The sequence below is a fragment of the Yoonia sp. 67-2 genome (assembly GCF_035117555.1).
GTDB lineage: Bacteria > Pseudomonadota > Alphaproteobacteria > Rhodobacterales > Rhodobacteraceae > Yoonia.
Map to the genome: position 1 here is coordinate 118,624 of NZ_JAYKPK010000011.1, position 18,716 is coordinate 137,339.

General features: G+C 58.4%; 19 protein-coding genes. 15 read left to right on the forward strand and 4 right to left on the reverse strand.

Annotated features, from left to right (window positions below; all coding sequences use genetic code 11):
* Positions 1-26 precede the first annotated feature (26 nt).
* The 3 genes from VOY09_RS16310 (at position 27) to VOY09_RS16320 (ending at position 1,623) form a co-directional block, all read left to right on the forward strand.
* The gene (locus VOY09_RS16310; RefSeq protein ID WP_322895348.1) at positions 27-1,187 is read left to right on the forward strand and encodes a PHB depolymerase family esterase; all 1,161 of its coding nucleotides are present in this window, start codon (positions 27-29) and stop codon (positions 1,185-1,187) included.
* Positions 1,188-1,283: 96 nt separating this feature from the next.
* On the forward strand, positions 1,284-1,469 hold the full coding sequence (locus VOY09_RS16315; RefSeq protein ID WP_322895349.1) for a hypothetical protein: 186 nt from the start codon (positions 1,284-1,286) through the stop codon (positions 1,467-1,469).
* Positions 1,459-1,623, forward strand: coding sequence for a hypothetical protein (locus tag VOY09_RS16320; RefSeq protein ID WP_322895350.1), 165 nt, complete (start codon positions 1,459-1,461; stop codon positions 1,621-1,623). Before VOY09_RS16315 ends, VOY09_RS16320 begins: the two co-directional genes overlap by 11 nt.
* A 12-nt stretch (positions 1,624-1,635) precedes the next feature.
* Here the strand turns inward: VOY09_RS16320 and VOY09_RS16325 are convergent, their stop codons facing one another.
* Positions 1,636-1,890 (reverse strand): hypothetical protein, encoded by a 255-nt coding sequence (locus VOY09_RS16325; protein ID WP_322895351.1) that lies wholly within the window; start codon positions 1,888-1,890, stop codon positions 1,636-1,638.
* A 58-nt stretch (positions 1,891-1,948) separates the two neighbouring features.
* Positions 1,949-2,560 (reverse strand): exopolysaccharide biosynthesis protein, encoded by a 612-nt coding sequence (locus VOY09_RS16330; RefSeq protein ID WP_322895352.1) that lies wholly within the window; start codon positions 2,558-2,560, stop codon positions 1,949-1,951.
* A 253-nt stretch (positions 2,561-2,813) separates the two neighbouring features.
* Between VOY09_RS16330 and VOY09_RS16335 the strand changes: the two genes are divergently transcribed.
* From VOY09_RS16335 to VOY09_RS16360, 6 genes are all read left to right on the forward strand, one after another.
* Positions 2,814-3,956 carry a hypothetical protein gene (locus VOY09_RS16335; RefSeq protein ID WP_322895353.1) on the forward strand — a complete coding sequence of 381 codons (1,143 nt, stop codon included), beginning with the start codon at positions 2,814-2,816 and terminating at the stop codon, positions 3,954-3,956.
* Between the two features lie 430 nt (positions 3,957-4,386).
* Entirely contained in the window at positions 4,387-5,970 is a 1,584-nt protein-coding gene (locus VOY09_RS16340) for an ABC transporter substrate-binding protein (protein WP_416236766.1), read from the forward strand.
* A gap of 78 nt (positions 5,971-6,048) precedes the next feature.
* Positions 6,049-7,029, forward strand: coding sequence for an ABC transporter permease (locus VOY09_RS16345; protein WP_322895354.1), 981 nt, complete (start codon positions 6,049-6,051; stop codon positions 7,027-7,029).
* Positions 7,030-7,032: 3 nt separating this feature from the next.
* The gene (locus VOY09_RS16350; RefSeq protein ID WP_322895355.1) at positions 7,033-8,019 is read left to right on the forward strand and encodes an ABC transporter permease; all 987 of its coding nucleotides are present in this window, start codon (positions 7,033-7,035) and stop codon (positions 8,017-8,019) included.
* 10 nt (positions 8,020-8,029) lie between these two features.
* On the forward strand, positions 8,030-9,043 hold the full coding sequence (locus VOY09_RS16355; RefSeq protein ID WP_322895356.1) for an ABC transporter ATP-binding protein: 1,014 nt from the start codon (positions 8,030-8,032) through the stop codon (positions 9,041-9,043).
* The gene (locus VOY09_RS16360) at positions 9,040-10,026 is read left to right on the forward strand and encodes an oligopeptide/dipeptide ABC transporter ATP-binding protein (protein ID WP_322895357.1); all 987 of its coding nucleotides are present in this window, start codon (positions 9,040-9,042) and stop codon (positions 10,024-10,026) included. The genes VOY09_RS16355 and VOY09_RS16360 overlap by 4 nt, the downstream gene beginning before the upstream one ends.
* 81 nt (positions 10,027-10,107) lie before the next feature.
* Here the strand turns inward: VOY09_RS16360 and VOY09_RS16365 are convergent, their stop codons facing one another.
* Together VOY09_RS16365 and VOY09_RS16370 are read right to left on the reverse strand one after the other, a co-directional pair.
* The gene (locus tag VOY09_RS16365; protein ID WP_323811294.1) at positions 10,108-10,596 is read right to left on the reverse strand and encodes a helix-turn-helix transcriptional regulator; all 489 of its coding nucleotides are present in this window, start codon (positions 10,594-10,596) and stop codon (positions 10,108-10,110) included.
* 96 nt (positions 10,597-10,692) lie between these two features.
* Complete coding sequence (locus VOY09_RS16370; protein ID WP_322895359.1) at positions 10,693-11,130, reverse strand: hypothetical protein; 438 nt, start codon at positions 11,128-11,130, stop codon at positions 10,693-10,695.
* 531 nt (positions 11,131-11,661) lie between these two features.
* Here VOY09_RS16370 and VOY09_RS16375 point away from each other — a divergent pair.
* The 6 genes from VOY09_RS16375 (at position 11,662) to VOY09_RS16400 (ending at position 18,559) form a co-directional block, all read left to right on the forward strand.
* Positions 11,662-12,549, forward strand: coding sequence for a hypothetical protein (locus tag VOY09_RS16375; protein WP_322895360.1), 888 nt, complete (start codon positions 11,662-11,664; stop codon positions 12,547-12,549).
* 456 nt (positions 12,550-13,005) lie between these two features.
* On the forward strand, positions 13,006-14,634 hold the full coding sequence (locus VOY09_RS16380; RefSeq protein ID WP_322895361.1) for a peptide ABC transporter substrate-binding protein: 1,629 nt from the start codon (positions 13,006-13,008) through the stop codon (positions 14,632-14,634).
* A 76-nt stretch (positions 14,635-14,710) separates the two neighbouring features.
* Entirely contained in the window at positions 14,711-15,634 is a 924-nt protein-coding gene (gene oppB / locus VOY09_RS16385) for an oligopeptide ABC transporter permease OppB (protein ID WP_322895362.1), read from the forward strand.
* 12 nt (positions 15,635-15,646) lie between these two features.
* Positions 15,647-16,573: an ABC transporter permease subunit gene (locus VOY09_RS16390; protein WP_322895363.1), complete on the forward strand. Its 927-nt coding sequence runs from the start codon at positions 15,647-15,649 to the stop codon at positions 16,571-16,573.
* A gap of 1 nt (position 16,574) precedes the next feature.
* Positions 16,575-17,543: an oligopeptide/dipeptide ABC transporter ATP-binding protein gene (locus tag VOY09_RS16395; RefSeq protein ID WP_322895364.1), complete on the forward strand. Its 969-nt coding sequence runs from the start codon at positions 16,575-16,577 to the stop codon at positions 17,541-17,543.
* Positions 17,543-18,559 carry an oligopeptide/dipeptide ABC transporter ATP-binding protein gene (locus tag VOY09_RS16400; RefSeq protein ID WP_322895365.1) on the forward strand — a complete coding sequence of 339 codons (1,017 nt, stop codon included), beginning with the start codon at positions 17,543-17,545 and terminating at the stop codon, positions 18,557-18,559. Before VOY09_RS16395 ends, VOY09_RS16400 begins: the two co-directional genes overlap by 1 nt.
* Positions 18,560-18,716 lie beyond the last annotated feature (157 nt).

Genomic DNA, 18,716 nt, shown 5'->3' on the forward strand with positions numbered 1-18,716 from the left:
CAGCTTTCCAACATTGAAGGACTGATATGACAACTCCTTTCGCGCGCGGGATGGCCCGTGCCACTGAACTGACACGCGCAGGCAAGCTGGACGAGGCAACAGCGCTGATCCAGTCGCTGTTGCAGGGCCAGACTGCCGCGGAAGCTGCGCCCGCCGATGACGATGTCATCGAGGGTGATTTTGTCACGATTGAGAACGCAGGCGGGGCGCAGCCGCCGCCTGCGGACAAGGCGACAAAGTCAAAATCTGCAAAAGGCCTGCGCGAGAAACTGCGCGGGATGGCGTCGGGTAATTTTACCGGCCCGCAGTTGCGGCCCGTGGTCGAACCTGAACTGCCGCACGGCGCGCAATTTCTGTCCCTGACGCATCGCGGCGCGCAGGGCAGCAGGGACTACCGGCTTTATATTCCGGCAAAACAGGCCGCAGAACCAATGCCGCTGGTGGTCATGCTGCACGGCTGCACCCAATCACCCGAGGATTTCGCCATCGGCACCGGCATGAACGCGCTGGCCGAGGAATTCGGCTGTCTGATTGCCTATCCCGCGCAAACACAGGCGGCGAATGCACAGAAATGCTGGAACTGGTTCCGACCCGAAGATCAGCGGCGCGACCGGGGCGAGCCTGCGCTGATTGCCGGGATCGTGCGCGATATCCTGCGCGACCAACCTGCAGATCGGACGCGCGTCTATGTCGCTGGCCTGTCGGCGGGTGGGGCTGCGGCGGCGATTCTGGGCGCGGCCTATCCCGATATCTTTGCTGCGGTCGGCGTTCATTCCGGCCTACCGGTTGGCAGCGCCAACGACATGCCCTCTGCCTTTGCCGCCATGCGGGGCGGATCGACGGGGGTGGCGTCATCATCACCGGTCCCGACAATTGTTTTTCACGGTCTGGCCGATAGCACCGTTCACCCCGGCAATGGTGCAGCCGTCGTTGCACAGGTCGCGCGGCGGGAGTTGCGCCAGCAACAAACGACAGGTCGCGCAGGCTCTGGCCGCAGCTATCGGCGCACGGACCATCGTGACGCCGAGGGGCGCAATATTGTCGAACATTGGGAAATCGAGGGTGCCGGTCATGCCTGGGCTGGCGGGCATACCGGCGGCAGTTTTACCGATCCCAGCGGACCGGACGCATCACGCGAAATGCTGCGGTTTTTCCTGCAACACCGAAAGGCTGGCGGTGCCGGTTAAAACCACCCGGAGTGCCCGCTTTCACCTGCATGGTTTGGCGCGGAACGGAACGCTTTTGACCCTCTGCGATTGAATCCAACACAGATGGAGAATGCCATGAAACCTGAAACCCCCGCCAACGAAGATCTGCGCAAAAAGGGTCGCGTGATTGACCAGCGCAATCAGCAGATTGATCCCGCAGGAAAACACCGCGTCGATGTGAACGAACCCGCCAAAGGATCGCAAAAGCAGCCCGGTCAGGACCGCAGTAATGCAAAGAAAGACGCTGACAATGCCAAATGAACCCAAACCCGCAGCAGAAAAGCGTCCACGGACCGAACGACGTGAGAATGACCAGGGTGATCACGAAGGATCAGCCCATACACCCGACGAATTTGACGTGATGAACCCGGAAAAACAGGTCACGCCTGCAAAAAAGAAACCTGCGGCAAAATAAACGGCCGCAGTGCTATTTGGCGTTGCGCAGCGCTTTGGCACGCTCCAACAGCATTTGCAATTCGCGCGCGCCCGCGGCCTCGATCGCAAAGGCGGGGTCGGGCTGGGCACCGGGATCTTCCTGATGGTCCTGAACTGACAGCCCTTCGGCAAGATGCGCGGCGATATCCGTGTCAGGCTGGCGCATGGCCCAGCCCAGCAGGATTGCCAGAACTTCGCGCTGCGCGTTCAGCCGCCCTTCGAGTTCGCCGTATGATAATTCGGTCATCAATGCCTCCATGGCTTGGTTTATGATACTGTGGGCCGCACTGCACAGAGGGCGGGCGCTAAAAGATCGTTGTCACAAGCCCAGAGACGATGGCGGCACCTGCCGTTGCGACGGCAATACCGACCAAGGCCACCAAACCATCATCCGCAACAATCGCCACTGCGACGATGACAACCGCCGTCGCGGCGATGGACGAGGTGAATGGCAGAAACTCAAGAACAGGCATCGCCAAGCCGAGCACGACGCAGAGCAATTGCAGTGGCAGGATCAGCGGCCATCGCAGCAACCATGTCAGCCTTTTGCCAGTCACGGCGTCAATCCAGCCGACAGGCCGCTGGACGAAATCGATCGCACGTTCAAACTTTGTCCGTGCGATCCGGCGCTCCATCAGGAAGGACGGCAACCAGACGTGATCGCGGCGCAGCACCATCTGAATAGCGACCAAGGCGATAATCAACCCGCCAGCACCCGACAGCCCCGGTATGCCACTGGCAGGGGTCGCGACGATCAGGGCCGGAACCAGCATCATCGGGCCAAAGGAATCACCGCCCAGCTGTTTGACGATCTGGCGCACGCTGACGGCATCAGCATCGCCGATGTCACGCAAGGATGCGACGATTGTGCTGATCTTTCTGCTGTCCCGCTGATCCAGGAGATTATGATCAGTCATCGCCAGCCGTCCTGATACCCGATGCTGCGTCATCCTCTATCCAAGTTTTCATGTCTGTCAGCGCATCCTTGATCATCTACGACCTGACAACTTTTGACCGGCAGAAACGTTCCTTCTCATGCCCACACACGCACAAGGTCCTGTCGCCCGAATGTAGTAAATATCGCAACATTTCGGAACCTTTTGGCCTGCCCAACGTTATCGGGTCAACGGTGGGCAGATCTCGCCGCGTGAAATTTACGGGAGATGAAGCATGGCGCAGGTCGCTCAGACGGAAAAGCGGTATCGTTGGATCGGCATCGCTGTTGCGAGTGTCGCGCTATTGGGCTGGGTGCTCGCGCTTTATTTCTGGTCGGTTTCCGCTGAAGCCCAAAATGATCTGGAAGAGCAAGTCGCCTTGCAAGGCACAGCACAAGAGCTGGATACACGTATCACCGCCCTGCGCGCCGAAGCGGAAGAGGCTACCACCATTCGCGACGAAAGCACCGGCGAACTCGACGCGCTGACACAGCAGCTGGATGATGCGCAAACCGAAGTTGCCAATCTTGATGAAGCGGCTCAATCCTTGCGTGAGGAACGCGAAACGCTTGAGACTGAACTTGTGCAGGGCCGAGACGAGCTCGCCAACATCGAGACCGGGCTGACAGAGTCTCAGGACGCTGTCACAACGGCCACGCAAGAATTGTCTGACGTCGGTGAGCGGCTGCAAGACGCCAGACAGCAGGAGGCCGATCTGCAGGCGAGCCTAGCCGATCTGACAGCCGAAGTTGCCCAACTGACCGAAGACGCGGCAGAGGCTGAACAGCGCGTCCAGACGGCGCGCGATGCCGAGGCGTCATTGGAACAGAACCTTCTTGCTGCGCAGCAAGAACAGGAAAAGATCGCAGCGACCCGCGATGCGCTTGAGCAATCGGTTGATACGCTGTCCCAGCGCCGGGAAGAATTGGCTGCCGATACATTGGCCGCAGAAGCGCAGGTGCAGGGCATGCAGGAAATGACAAGCGAGCTTTCGCAGATGCTGGCTGATCGCAGCGAACAGCTAGCCGTTCTGGAAGAACGCATCGCCACCCTGCAGCAGGATGCAAGCGCGCGCGCGCGTTTCGACGCCTCCGGCATTGTCCCCGATGTCCGTTATATGCATCGGTCGACCAGCGTGACTTTTGCGGCTGACGGAACGTTCGAGATGACCAATATGCTGAACGATGACAGCATCAACGGCAGCTATGAACTCTCCGACGATGTGGTGACTCTGAGCGATGTCGAGGGCGATCTGGGGGAAACGGAATTCCCGATGACCTGTGGCGTGGCTGTTGAGGACACCGGATTTACCCTGGAAGACACCGATGGCACTTGCGCGCCCTTTGCGGGCACAACCTTCACACCCGGCGGTCTTTGATAAATCTCACAGGCAGCCTTGTTCCCAGCTTTCATTCCGCTGACCACCGCTTGAAACAGCGCCCGACGCTGGCTGGCAAAGATGCCTGGCGCGGGCGATTTCGTCCATCTTGGCGAAAATGTGCGCGCACCTTAGGCGCCAGCCGAATAAAATGCGTGGTCCGGTAAAATAAAAGTCGGAATATCGAGTTTTCTTTTAGCGGAAAGATGAGGCATCATGGCCGGTCAGCAGCGGCCATGATGCGATCAACCACCATGTTTCTTGGTATCATCCACTGCGATGGGCCGGTGCAGCTGACGCAACGGATTGATGTGCGGCAGTCGCGCACACACGTCTCCGGTATTGCCAAAAGCGCGCGAATACTTTCTTTTGTCTCGCAGAAAGCACTGCAGTGAAAAGCAGAGCCAAGAAACCTCAGGGAGATATTAAAATGACCAAACGCTTTATCAGCCTTTCCGCCATGTTGCTGTCCACGACATTGATCGTGTCGCAGGCCTCGGCAGAAACCATCCGTTGGGCCCGCGGCTCTGACGCGTTGACGCTCGACCCGCATTCGCAGAACCAGGGCGTGACGCATAACTTTGCACACCATATCTACGAAACACTGATGGACCGCGATGTCGAAGGCACTTTGACACCCCGCCTTGCCACCGAATGGGCGATCAAGGAAGGCTCCCCCGATACATGGGTGTTCAAACTGCGCGAAGGCGTGACCTTCCATGATGGCGCGGCCTTCACCGCCGAAGACGTCGTGTTTTCGCTTGACCGCGCCCGGTCGGAAAAATCCAACATGCGCCAGTTGCATGTCGAAGTCGCCGAAGTCACCGCCGTCGACGATTACACCGTCGAAGTGCGCATGGTGGCCCCGTCGCCGCTTTATCCCAACAACCTGACCAACACCTTCATCATGGATAAGGATTGGTCCGAGGCCAATGACGTCACCGAAGTGCAGGATTACGCCGCCGGTGAAGACAATTTTGCCGTGCGCAACACCAATGGCACCGGCCCTTACATCCTGACCGAACGGCAGGTCGATGTGCGCTCCGTCCTGACGATCAACGAAGATCATTGGGCCGAAACACCCCCCGCCGTGACCGAGATCATCTATCTGCCGATCGCCGATGCCGCGACCCGCGTCGCAGCCTTGCTGTCGGGTGAGGTTGATATCGTGCAAGACGTGCCAGTGCAGGACGTTGATCGTCTGACCGGCACCGACGGGATCAAGGTTGAAACCGGCCCGGAAAACCGCGTGATCTATTTCGGCTACCGCTTTGGTGAAGAGCCTCTGACCTCTTCCAACATCACCGACAGCAACCCGTTCAACAGCCCGCTGGTCCGCGAAGCGATGGAACTGGCGATTGACCGCGATGCGATCCAGACGGTCGTGATGCGCGGCCAGTCGATCCCGACCGGCGTAGCCAACCCACCTTTCGTTGATGGCTGGACCGAAGAACTGGACGCCTATCCAGCCGTCGATCTGGACCGCGCGCGCGAATTGCTGACCGAAGCCGGCTATCCCGATGGTTTCTCTGTCACGCTCGACACGCCCAACAACCGTTACGTCAATGACGAGGCGATCTCTCAGGCTGTCGTCGGCATGCTGGGCCGGATCGGGATCAATGTGACACTGGCCTCGCGCCCTGTCGCGCAGCACTCGCCGCTGGTCACCGCCAACGAAACCGATTTCTACCTGCTGGGCTGGGGCGTGCCGACCTTTGATTCCGCCTATGTCTTCAACGATCTGGTCCACACCAAAGAAGGCAGCTATGGTGCCTATAACGGCGGTCTCTATTCCAACCCCGAACTGGATGAGATGATCAAATCGCTGGGGTCCGAGACGGATCTGGAAGCCCGCGCCGCTGTTGTGGCAGATATCTGGGAGGTGGTGAAAGAAGACCGCGTCCTGCTGCCGATCCACAATCAGGTGCTGGCCTACGCGATGAATGACCGGATCACCCTGCCGGTCCACCCGGAAAACCAGCCGATGTTGACAACCGTCACTTTCGCAGATTAATCCGGTAAACCATTATAAACCGCCTTGTTTCGGGTCACCGAGGCAAGGCGGTTCTTTCATTCAAAAAGGGGTCGCCTGATGCTGGCCTTCATCATCCGACGGCTTGCGCAATCCGTCATCGTCATGTTGTTCGTCGCGCTGATTGCTTTCATCGTGTTCCGCTATGTGGGTGATCCGATCACCAGCATGGTCGGCGTCGATACGCGGCTGGAAGATCAGGAAATCATGCGCGAAAGGCTGGGCCTGAACGACAGCGTCGTGGTGCAGTTTCTGCGCTTTATCGGCAATGCGATGCAGGGCGAATTCGGCATTTCCTATCGCCTGCAACAGCCTGTGACCGAACTGATCCTCAGCCGCCTGCCCGCCACAATCGAACTGGCGGTCGTGTCGGCCAGCATCGCGCTGATCTTTGGCGTGGTCTTCGGCGTCTATACCGCCCTGCGCCCCAAAAGCTGGTCTGCGGCTGGCATCATGGCCTTGTCGCTCGTCGGTGTCAGCCTGCCCACTTTCCTGATCGGGATCGGGTTGATCTATCTTTTCGCGGTCGAACTGGGCTGGCTGCCGTCCTTCGGGCGCGGCGAGGTCGTCGATCTGGGCTGGTGGAACACCGGGTTTCTGACCGAAACCGGGCTGAAATCGCTGATCCTGCCGGCGATCACCTTGTCGCTGTTTCAGTTGACGCTGATCATGCGCCTTGTCCGCGCCGAAATGCTGGAGGTGCTGCGCACCGAATATATCCGTTTCGCCAAGGCGCGCGGATTGACCCAACGCGCGATCAATTTCGGCCATGCGCTGAAAAACACAATGGTGCCGGTGATCACGATCACCGGATTGCAGCTCGGCTCTGTCATTGCTTTCGCCATCGTGACCGAGACGGTGTTTCAATGGCCCGGCGTCGGCTCGCTCTTTATCGTTTCCGTGCAGGTCGTGGATGTGCCCGTGATGGCAGCCTATCTGTTGTTCATCGCGCTGGTCTTTGTGCTGATCAACCTTGTCGTGGACATCCTTTATTTTATCGTCGATCCGCGCCTGCGCGTCGATGGCGGGTCGGGACATTAAACCATGGAAAATCAAAGCCCACTCAAAGATGTCGCTGCCATTCCAGCAGAAGATCTGATTGTCCCCGAACCACCCAAGGGCCGGTTAGCGCAAGCGCTGGACAGCGATATTTTCTATTCATGGCGCACCTCGCCCGTGACCGTGGTCGCCACATTGGTCGCGCTGTCGCTGGTGCTGATGGCGGTCTTCGCGCCGCTGATCGCGCCTTATAACCCGTTCAATCCCGCCAGCCTGAACCTGATGGATGGTTTCACCCCGCCCGCCAGCACCGGTGCTTTTACCGAAAATTACTTTCTGATGGGGGCCGATAACCAAGGCCGCGACGTGCTGTCCACCATCATGTATGGCAGCCGGGTGTCGCTTTTCGTTGGCGTGCTGGCCACGGCCTTTGCGATGACGCTGGGCGTCTCATTGGGCCTGATCGCGGGCTATAACGGCGGCGTCACCGATGCGATCATCATGCGCATCACCGATGTGCAGCTGTCCTTCCCCGCGATCCTGATCGCCTTGCTGATCTTTGGTATTGCGCGCGGTGTGATCCCGGCCGGCCAACAGGAAAACATGGCCGTCTGGGTGCTGATCTTCGCCATCGGCCTGTCGAACTGGGCGCAATTCGCGCGCACCGTGCGCGGCGCGACCATGGTTGAGCGGCAGCGCGATTACGTCTCTGCCGCGCGGATCATGGGGGTGCACCCCATTCTGATCCTGCTGCGCCATGTGCTGCCTAATGTGCTGGGGCCGGTGCTTGTGATCGGCACGATCAGCCTTGCGCTGGCGATCATCGAAGAGGCGACATTGTCCTTTCTCGGCGTCGGTGTGCCGCCAACGCAACCATCGCTTGGCACGTTGATCCGCATTGGCCAGCAATATCTGTTCTCCGGCGAATGGTGGATCCTGTTCTTCCCCGCCATGACGCTGATCGCACTTGCGCTCTCGGTCAACCTGTTGGGTGACTGGCTGCGCGATGCGCTGAACCCCAAATTGCGTTAGGACCAGCACCATGACTGAACCGCTTCTTTCCGTGCGCAATCTGACGGTCGAATTCCCCACCCGCCGGGGGATTTTGACCGCTGTGCAGGACATATCCTTTGATATCATGCCCGGTGAAGTGCTGGGCGTCGTCGGCGAATCCGGGGCTGGCAAATCCATGACCGGATCGGCGATCATGCGGCTGATCGAACGCCCCGGCCGCATCGCGCAGGGCGAGGTGATCCTGCAAGGCCGCCGCATCGACAATCTGCCCGATGCCGAGATGCGCAAGATCCGGGGCCGCAAGATCGGGATGATCTTTCAAGACCCGCTGACCTCGCTCAACCCGCTCTACCGGATTTCCGAGCAATTGATCGAAACGATCCGCACCCACCTGCCCCTGTCAGAAACCGAGGCGCGCAAAAAGGCCGTGGGCCTGCTGGATGATGTCGGCATCCCCGACGCATCCCGCCGGATCGACGACTACCCGCATCAGTTTTCGGGCGGCATGCGGCAGCGCGTGGTCATCGCACTGGCGCTTTGCGCGGGCCCTGATCTGGTGATCGCGGATGAACCGACCACCGCGCTCGATGTGTCGGTGCAGGCGCAGATCATCGATGTGATGAAACGGCTTTGCGCCGAAAACGGGGCGGCGATCATGTTGATCACGCATGACATGGGCGTGATCGCCGAAACCGCCGACCGTGTCGCAGTGATGTATGCCGGGCGTATCGCCGAGATCGGGCCGGTGCGTGATGTGATCAAGGATGCCAAACACCCCTATTCCGCCGGTCTGATGGGTGCGATCCCGCGGCTTGGCGCGAATCTTGAGCGGCTGACGCAGATCCCCGGATCGATGCCGCGCCTGTCGGCCATTCCGCGCGGCTGTGCATTCAATCCGCGCTGCGAGCATGTGATGGACAAATGCCGTCTCGATCAGCCGCAGCCCGTGCAGATTGCGCCCGGTCGGCAGGTGTCCTGCTGGCTTTACCCGCCGCAGGGCGACACAGTGAATTCTATTGATGAAAGGCGCTTGGCAGAATGACCCAGACGCTTCTTAATGTCCGTGGCCTGTCGCGCCGCTTTGACGTGTCGCAGCCTTGGCTGAACCGCAAGATCGAAGGCACCGGCAAGCTTTATGTCAATGCCGTCGATGATGTGAGTTTCACAGTCAAACAGGGTGAAACCTTTGCGCTTGTGGGCGAAAGCGGATCAGGCAAATCAACGATTGCCCGGCTGATCGTCGGCCTGCTGGAACCCAGCAAGGGTGATATCATCTTTGACGGCACATCGCTGAAAAACGGGCTGAAAGGGGCCAAGGCCCGCGCCCTGCGGCAGCGGTTCCAGATGATCTTTCAGGATCCTTTGGCCAGCCTGAACCCGCGCTGGCGGGTGTTCGATATCGTCGCCGAACCTTTGCGCGTGTTTGAGCGCAGCATGGACAAGCGCGCCCAGCGCCTGCGGGTCGGGGAATTGCTGACGCTGGTGGGCCTCGCCCCCGAAGACGGCATCAAATTCCCGCATCAGTTTTCCGGTGGCCAGCGCCAGCGCATCGCCATTGCGCGGGCCTTGGCCGCGAACCCGGATTTCATCGTTTGCGATGAACCGACATCGGCGCTGGATGTGTCGGTGCAAGCGCAGATCCTGAACCTGATGAAAGATCTGCAAAAGGATCTGGGCCTGACCTATGTGTTCATTTCGCATAACCTGCAGGTGGTGCGGCATATGGCGAATGATATCGGTGTGCTTTACCTTGGCCGCCTTGCCGAAGTGGCAGAGGCCGGTGCCTTATTCGACGCGCCACAGCACCCTTATACCCGCATGTTGCTGGATGCGGTCCCCGATATCGAAATGACCGGACGGCGGCGCAAACAGGTCGAGGGCGAAATCCCCTCCCCCATCGACCCGCCCTCGGGCTGCGCCTTTCATCCACGCTGCCCTTTGGCCAATGACCGCTGCAAACGCGAAATACCCAAGGTGATCAACGGCGTGGCCTGCCACGCGGTCCAGGAGGGACGTGCGGCCTGACGACTATCCTTTTGCAGGATTGCATGACACCCACACCGCACCCCGTCAGCCGACCAGTTGGGCGGGGGCGGTGTGCAGGACCTATCTTGCTTGCGCATCGTCCGGGATCGCAGCCACGACGTCCTCGATCACGCAAACGACCAGCTGCAGGCGGCTGGTCAGATTGGCCTTGCGGAAGATTGATGTCACCTGTGACTTGATGGTCGATTCCGTGGTGCCGCGCAGTTTGGCGATCTCGACATTGCTGAAGCCTTTGATCACCAACAAGGCCACGATCCGTTCGCTCGGCGTCAGCCGCCATTCCTCGAACTGCCTGTCGATATGGGTCTGGAAATCACCCGCCGCCGCATTCAGTTGAGTATTAACCCGCCGAACACGTCTGGATGCAATCGCCAGCAAGATGACGCTGCTGATCACCCCGAAGAGCAGCCCAAAGCTGGACAGGATCTCTAGCAGTTCCTGAATTTCCCAAGGGACAAAGGTGATCTGCCATAAGAGTAATTCAGACAGTATTTTCACGATAAAGAATGTAGTGCTGGCAATCTGGACGACGAGCACGAAGATAATCAATAATACTGCGGGCCATCGCAATCCCCAAAATGCCACTTTATCTGCCCCTACCATGATGTGTTCCGATAGGTGTCAGGCACCTGAATTGGTGCGATATCATTGTGTCAAAATCCTTATACCACCTTCATAGCTTTCAATAATCTGATCAAGCGGTATGGTATTGTGCCCATCCTCATCCGTGGGTGCAAAGTCCTCGATGATCACGTCGCGCAAGACTTGCCCTGACGCACGACTGACAACGATCTCGCGCAGGTGGTATTGATTTCGTGCTCTGATCAAAGCGCGATTCAGAATGGTCTGCCGAACATTCATGATCGTATATCCGTTCTCATCCAGCGCTTTTACTATCGCGACATAACGGTCCTGAGGATTTGGATTAACCAAGAGAGTATCAAGCTGTGACAACGGAATCAGGTTTTCCTGATCCTGCGCCGATCCGATTGCGGGCTGAATAAGCAATGCTGCAACGACGACAACAGCGCGAACCGCCAAAGATAGACTTGGACGAAAACTGCCCCAAGAGCCGGCATTCATGGTAGGAAAATCCTGACCTGTCGAAATCATCAATCAGCGCGAGAAATACGGTATGTGTGTATTTAATAGCCTCTGAAATCACCTCTGACAATCATGATCCCCAAGCAGGTCATTGCATCTGTTGGTCGTCAATGAGCGTTGCCTGATGTCTTCGGTCGATCATTTGTTTGCTGAACGCAGGCGCCATCCTATTGTATCCAGAGAAACAGTTTACGTCATCTATTGTATACAATACGAAGAATGAAGGGACACATTGGAATATGCGGCCCCAAGACAACCAGAATTAAATACCTTCAGACTTTGGTATGATAGGCGTGCATCCTTAGTCTGACGCGAATACGGCATTTGGATTATGGGTCATTTGCCATCTCCCCAGATTTTCTGAATTGGACTACGCTGATCATGCGTATCAGACTAAGATGTCCGGTTTATCAGCATTTCGTGTTCATTATGCGCTTGGCCCTATCGCACTCGTAAACGTTTTCTCGTTTTCACTAAATAGAAATCCTACGTCAGAAATAAGGGTGTCATATGTTACGTTATCAGAAAAAATCAAAGCAAAGGCTGACACAAGCCTCGGCTTTATTCGCAGTCATCACAATCGCTGGAATGGCTGCGGGATCAGCGCAGGCGCAAGGCCTGAATCTTGGTGGCATAAAGGTCGATCTGGGGTCCAGCGATGGCGGATTGCGCGCGGGCGTCAGCGTCGGCTCGAACGTCAGCGTCGGCGCGACTGTGGGTGGCGGATCAGTGGCAAGTGTTGATGCCAATGTCGCCGATAAAGTATCTGCCGATGCAACGGTCGGCGGTGGCTCTGTCGCGAGCGTGGATGCCAATGTCGGCAACAGCATCTCTGCCAGCGCTGATGTCGGTGGTTCATCCTTGGTTGATGCGGATGTGTCTGTCGGGTCCGGCGGTAGCGGCGGTGGCGGCGGTGGCGGCGGCGGCGGCGGTGATAACGGCGGTGGCGGCAATAATGGCGGCGGCAGCAACGATGGTGGCAATACGGGAGGCGGAAACGACGGCGGTGGAGGTGATGACGCCGGTACGGATACCGGCACCGACACTGCTGACAACAGCGGTGGCTCAGGCTCCGTAGGCGGCGGCAGCCTGCCGATTGCCGACCTGAACGTGATGACGATGGCGCGTGATGCGACACCGTCGATCTGCGGGCCGGCCGGTAACTTCAACGCCATCAATGGCGTGTCAGTTTTTGGCCAGGATGGCTCGCGCTTAGGCAGCGTTGTCGGTGCCTATACTGAAAATAACAACCTCGTCCGGGTCCGCGTCATGGTTGACCCCACGCTGGTCCAAAACAGCGGCTGCGTCGAATATTCCACCAACAACGGTCAGGTGCGGCCTGATGGCATTGTCCTGATGACATCCAGCGCACTGCTGGTCGCCGCTTTGGGCAGGTAGGCCGACCCCCGATGCGCCAAGCTGATCACCGGCTTTGACGCATCGGGCCCGCTTTTGACGTGACCGCCACAGGCTGAGCGCACAACAAATATGGACGTCGCTTCTGGCGATCGGCCTTCGCAGGATGCAGGCAAGATGATCGCCGCGCCGTCTTCCCGGAAAAGTGTGACGACATACTCAACGGCACCCGTCGCCGCGCATGATTGCAAAGGGAATGCGTACTCTGACCGGAATCATGCAGGAATGGTGTCTCTGCTATCCATTTGTGCGCCCGCCCAGCACTAAGCAAGAAATTGCTCATCCAGCGCATGCCTGACGTTAGGGTAGCCATCGCATTAGCTTGTCATTTCTATTTAAGCGTGTGAGGTTTTTTAATTCGCGGTCCAACCCGCGGCTCAACTGATCTGCGAACAGGACCTAAGAGCTTGTTTCGCAGAGGCAAACAGGGAAATTTCCATGAAACTAAGAACGATCCTTAAGGCTGGCAGCGCCCTTGTCATGCTGTCGGCTGTCGCAGCCAAAGCACAGGCGACTCACCCCGAAACCGGCGAGACTTTGGCAGAGGTGCAGACCTTCACCTATCGCGTGCTGGATGAACACTCCTCGGTCGACCCGCAGGTAGTCGAGGATACCTATGGTGCCGACATTGTCCGCGATTTGTTCGAAGGTCTGATGAACCAAGACGCCGAAGGCGAACTGACCCCCGGTGTCGCCACAGGTTACGAGGTGTCCGAGGACGGGCTGACCTACACATTCACCCTGCGCGACAATGCGCGCTGGTCCAATGGCGATCCGGTGCTGGCCAGCGATTTCGTCTACGCTTGGAAACGTGCGGTCGATCCGGCGCTGGCGTCTGAATATGCATGGTTCATGGAACTGATGTCGATTGAAAACGCCGCAGCGATCATCGCGGGCGAGATGGACAAAGAAGAATTGGGCGTCACCGCCCCCGACGATCAGACATTCGTCGTGACCTTGTCGCAGCCGCTGCCCTATTTCGCGCAGATGACGACACATTCCACGACTTTCCCGGTGCATCCCGCCACGGTTGAAGAATTCGGCGATGCATGGACGCGGCCTGAAAACATCGTCTCAAACGGTGCTTATGTCCTGAGCGAACATGTGCCGCAGGAACGAACGGTGCGGGTGCGCAACGAAAACTACTGGGACAACGAAAACACCATCCTCGATGAAGTCACGACTTTGGTGATCAATGACGTGAACCAGGGCCTGACCCGCTATCTGGCGGGCGAGGTTGACCGGACAGAAACACCTCCCGGTCAGTTCCAACGTCTTTTGGCAGAATATCCTGATCAGGCGATCAGCATCCCGCGCCTGTGCTCTTATTATTACAACTTCAACCTCGCTGAAGGCGGGCCAGAAGCGTTGCAGGACGTCCGTGTCCGTCAGGCAATGAACCTTGCCGTGAACCGCGATGTGCTTGTCACCAATGTGCTGGGTGCGGGCCAAACAGCGGCCTATAACTTCACGCCGGTGCGGACCGCCGGGTTTGAACTGCCCGAATTGCCGATCGCTGACATGACGCAGGACGAACGCAACGCGATGGCGGTCGAACTGATGAATGAGGCCGGTTATGGCGTCGGTGGTGAACCACTGAGCGTCGAATTGCTCTATAACACTGATGAGGCGCACCGGAATATCGCCGTCGCCCTTGGCCAGATGTGGCAGCAGACACTGGGAATCGAAACGACGCTGGCCAATCAGGAATGGCAGACCTTCCTGCAGACCCGCGGCAACCAAAACTTTGAAATGGCCCGTGGCGCTTGGTGTGGTGATTACAACGAAGCCTCGACCTTCCTTGATCTCGTCACCACCAATTCCGGCTATAACGATGCGAAATATTCCAATGAAGAAGTCGACCAGCTGATGGTCGATGCCAAAACGGCAGAAGACCCGCAGGCGAATTACACCCGCGTGGAACAGATCATCGCCGAAGAAGTGCCGATCATCCCAATCTACCATTATGCCGATGGGTATATGTTCACCCCGACGTTGAAGGGGTGGCCAGTCGATAACGTGGAACAGAACTGGTATAGCCGCGAGCTTTACAAAGTCGCCGAATAAATCCACCTGACGCATAAAACCTGCGCCCCGTCTCTCGGGGCGCAGGCGCGCCATCTGTTCCGACACAAGGACTGCCATGTTCAATTTCGTGCTCAAGCGGCTAGCGATAGCCGTGCCGACCATCCTTATTCTGGTCATCTTGTCGTTCATGCTGATGTTTGCGGCCCCCGGTGGTCCGTTCAACAGCGAACGCCCGTTGCCGCCGCAGGTGATGGCCAATCTTGAGGCGCGCTACGGTCTGGACCAGCCCTACTGGAAACAGATGTATGATTACGTCGTCAACGTGGTCACAAGGTTCGATTTCGGCCCGTCGTTTCAATATCGCGACCGCACAGTGAATGACGTCATCACGCAAGGCTTTCCGGTGACGCTGACCTATGGTTTCTGGTCCTTCCTTGTCGCGGTGGTGGTCGGCGTGTCGCTGGGCATTGTCGCGGCGATCAAACATAACACCTGGGCCGATTATCTGGCCGTGGGCGTGACAGTGGGCGCGCAGGTGCTGCCCAATTTCGTCATGGCGCCGATCCTGGTGCTGGTCTTTACGCTCTGGCTCGGCTGGTTGCCGGGCGGTGGCTGGCAAGGCGGGCAATGGGAATATCTGGTGCTGCCGGTGATCGCACTCTCGACCAGTTACATGGCCTCCATCGCGCGTATCATGCGGTCATCCATGCTGGAAGTGCTGAACGCCGGTTTCATCCGCACGGCCCATGCCAAGGGGCTGCCGATGTGGCGGATCATTCTGGGCCATGCGCTCAAGCCTGCAATGCTGCCGGTGCTGTCCTATCTGGGGCCAGCTTTCGTGCTGATGATCACCGGATCGGTCGTGATCGACGTCTATTTCTCGACCGGGGGGATCGGACAGTTTTTCGTCAATTCCGCCTTCAGCCGCGATTATGCGGTCATCATGGGGATCACCATTCTGGTGGGCGTGCTGACCATTGGATTCAACCTTTTGGTGGACGTGCTTTACGCATGGATAGACCCCAAAATCCGTTACTAAGGGGGCTGGAAGATGTATCCTGACAAAACAACCGCCGATAATCTGGTCGGCGCCGTCCATCTGGCAGAGGTCAAGGGTCGTTCCCTTTGGACCGATGCGCGCCGCCGCTTTGCCCAGAACAAGGCCGCCGTAGCGGGGTTGATCGCACTGATCCTGATCACGCTATTCGCCTTTTTCGGCGGCTTTCTCGCGCAATGGTCCACGCAGGAAATCGACTGGCCGATGATGGGACGGGTCGCGCAGGATGGCGGACCAAGTTTTGCCAATGGCCATTATTTCGGCGTCGATGAATTGGGCCGCGACCTCTATGCCCGCACGGTGCAAGGCACGCGGATTTCGCTGCTGGTTGGCTTTGTCGGCGCAGGTATCGCGGTGATTGTCGGCACGCTTTATGGGGCCATCGCAGGCTATTTCGGCGGACGGATTGACGGGATCATGATGCGCACGGTCGATATCCTGATGGCGATCCCGTTCATGTTCGTGCTGATCCTGATGCTGGTGATCTTCGGCCGATCAATCCTGATGCTGTTCATCGGCATCGGGTTGATTTCATGGCTGGATATGTCGCGCATCGCGCGCGGCCAGACCCTGACCCTGAAGAACAAGGAATTTGTGGAGGCCGCCGTCGCCACCGGCGTGCGCCCGCTGCGGATCATCCTGCGCCATATCGTGCCGAACCTTCTGGGCCTTGTGACCGTTTACGCGACCCTGCTGGTGCCCAGCATGATCATCACCGAAAGCTTTATCAGCTTTCTGGGGCTTGGCGTGCAGGAACCCGCGACATCCTTGGGTGCGCTGATCTCTGCCGGGGCCGGGCAGATGCGCTATGGCGTGATCTGGCAACTGGCCTTTCCGCTGTTTTTCTTCATCGTGACGCTTTTCGCGTTCTTCTTCGTGGGCGACGGGCTGCGCGACGCGCTCGACCCCAAGGACCGCTGATATGACTTTATTGCAGACCAAAGACCTGACCGTGACCTTCCAGACCGCCGATGGGCCGGTCAATGCGGTGAACGGCGTGAATTTCAGCATCGACACCGGCGAAACGCTGGCCATCGTCGGCGAAAGCGGATCGGGCAAAAGCCAGACCGCCTTTGCCATCATGGGCCTGCTCGCGCGCAATGGGCGCGCGACTGGGCAGGCTATGTTCGACGGGCAGGATTTGCTCAGCATGCCGACCAAGGCACTGAACAAGATCCGCGCCAATGATATCGCGATGATCTTTCAGGATCCCATGACCTCACTGAACCCCTATATCCGCATTTCCGACCAGATGGCCGAGGTGCTGACTCTGCACAAAGGCATCTCCAAGCGTGAGGCGATTGCTCAATCCGTCCGCATGCTCGATGCCGTGCGGATCCCCGACGCCAAGGCGCGGATCAGCAGCTATCCGCATGAATTCTCGGGCGGCATGCGCCAGCGGATCATGATCGCCATGGCGCTGCTTTGCGAACCGCGCCTGCTGATCGCCGATGAACCGACCACCGCGCTCGACGTCACGGTGCAGGCGCAGATCATGCAGGTGCTGGCTGATATCCGCCGCGATTTCGGCACGGCGATCATCCTGATCACCCATGATCTGGGCATCGTCGCCGATGCCTGCGACCGCACGCTGGTGCTATATGGCGGCCAGATCATGGAGGATGGGCCAACCGATGACCTTTTCGCGCGCCCCTCGCACCCCTACACATCCGGCCTGTTGCGCGCCGTGCCGCGCCTTGACCGCGATGATGACGAATTGCTGACCATCGCGGGTGAACCGCCCGATATGTCGCGCCTGCCCGCAGGCTGCCCATTCTCGCCACGCTGCGCCGCCGTCATGCCGCAATGCGCCGATATCAAACCCGCCCTGACAGGGTTCGACGGCAACCGCCGCCGGTCCTGCCATCTGCCCATCAGCGAGGTTGCGTAATGGAACCGATCCTGTCTGTCCAAGACCTCAGCGTCACTTTCGATGTCCATCCGCAAGGCGCCTGGCCCTGGACCAAACCGCAGAAACTGCATGCGGTGAACGGCATCAGCTTTGATCTGGCGCCGGGCGAATGTCTGGGTGTTGTGGGCGAAAGCGGCTCTGGCAAATCCACGCTTGCCCGCGCCATCGTCGGCACCGTGCCATCCAGCCATGGCCGGATCATGTTTGAGGGCAATGATCTGGCCGCAATGTCCAGCAATGCCCGCCGCGTGCACCGCAAAGACGTGCAGATGATCTTTCAGGACCCGCTGGCCGCCTTGAATCCGCGCATGAACGTGGGCGATATCATCGCCGAACCCTTGATCACCCACGAACCCAAAACCCCGCGCAAGGAGGTCCGCAAACGCGTGCAGTCCCTGATGGAACGCGTCGGTCTTTTGCCCAATCTGATCAACCGCTATCCGCATGAATTTTCCGGCGGCCAGTGTCAGCGGATCGGGATCGCCCGCGCGCTGATCCTGAACCCCAAATTACTGATCTGCGATGAACCTGTCTCGGCGCTGGACGTATCAGTGCAGGCGCAGGTGGTGAACCTGTTGCGTGAATTGCAGCGCGACATGGGGCTGTCGATGATCTTTATCGCCCATGATCTGAGCGTGGTGAAGCATGTGTCTGACAAGGTGATGGTCATGTATCTGGGCCGCACGATGGAACTGGCGGACGGCAAAATACTGACACATGCGCCGCGTCATCCCTATAGCCAAGCATTGATCGCCTCGGTCCCGATCCCTGATCCGGTGCTAGAACGCGCACGCAAACGCCCCGTGCTGGAGGGAGAATTGCCATCTCCGCTGCGCCCGCCGTCAGGCTGCGTTTTCCGCACCCGTTGCCCAAAAGCACAATCGATCTGCGCCGAAACGCGCCCACCGATGATTGATGCGGGCAATGAGCACAAGGTCGCTTGCCTGTTCGAGGAACCTGAACTGATGTTGCAACGCAACAGAGAGGACGCTTGACGCCGTCGCTTGATGCGACTGACTTTCTGACGCGTAGAAAGTTGCATGTTGCGATAAGTGTGGCCGGGAACCGCGACAGTGGGTAATCTCCCCTTTTTTAACGGGGTGCATCCGTAGAATTCATGCAGCCATATTCAATTTCATGACGGGTGTGATG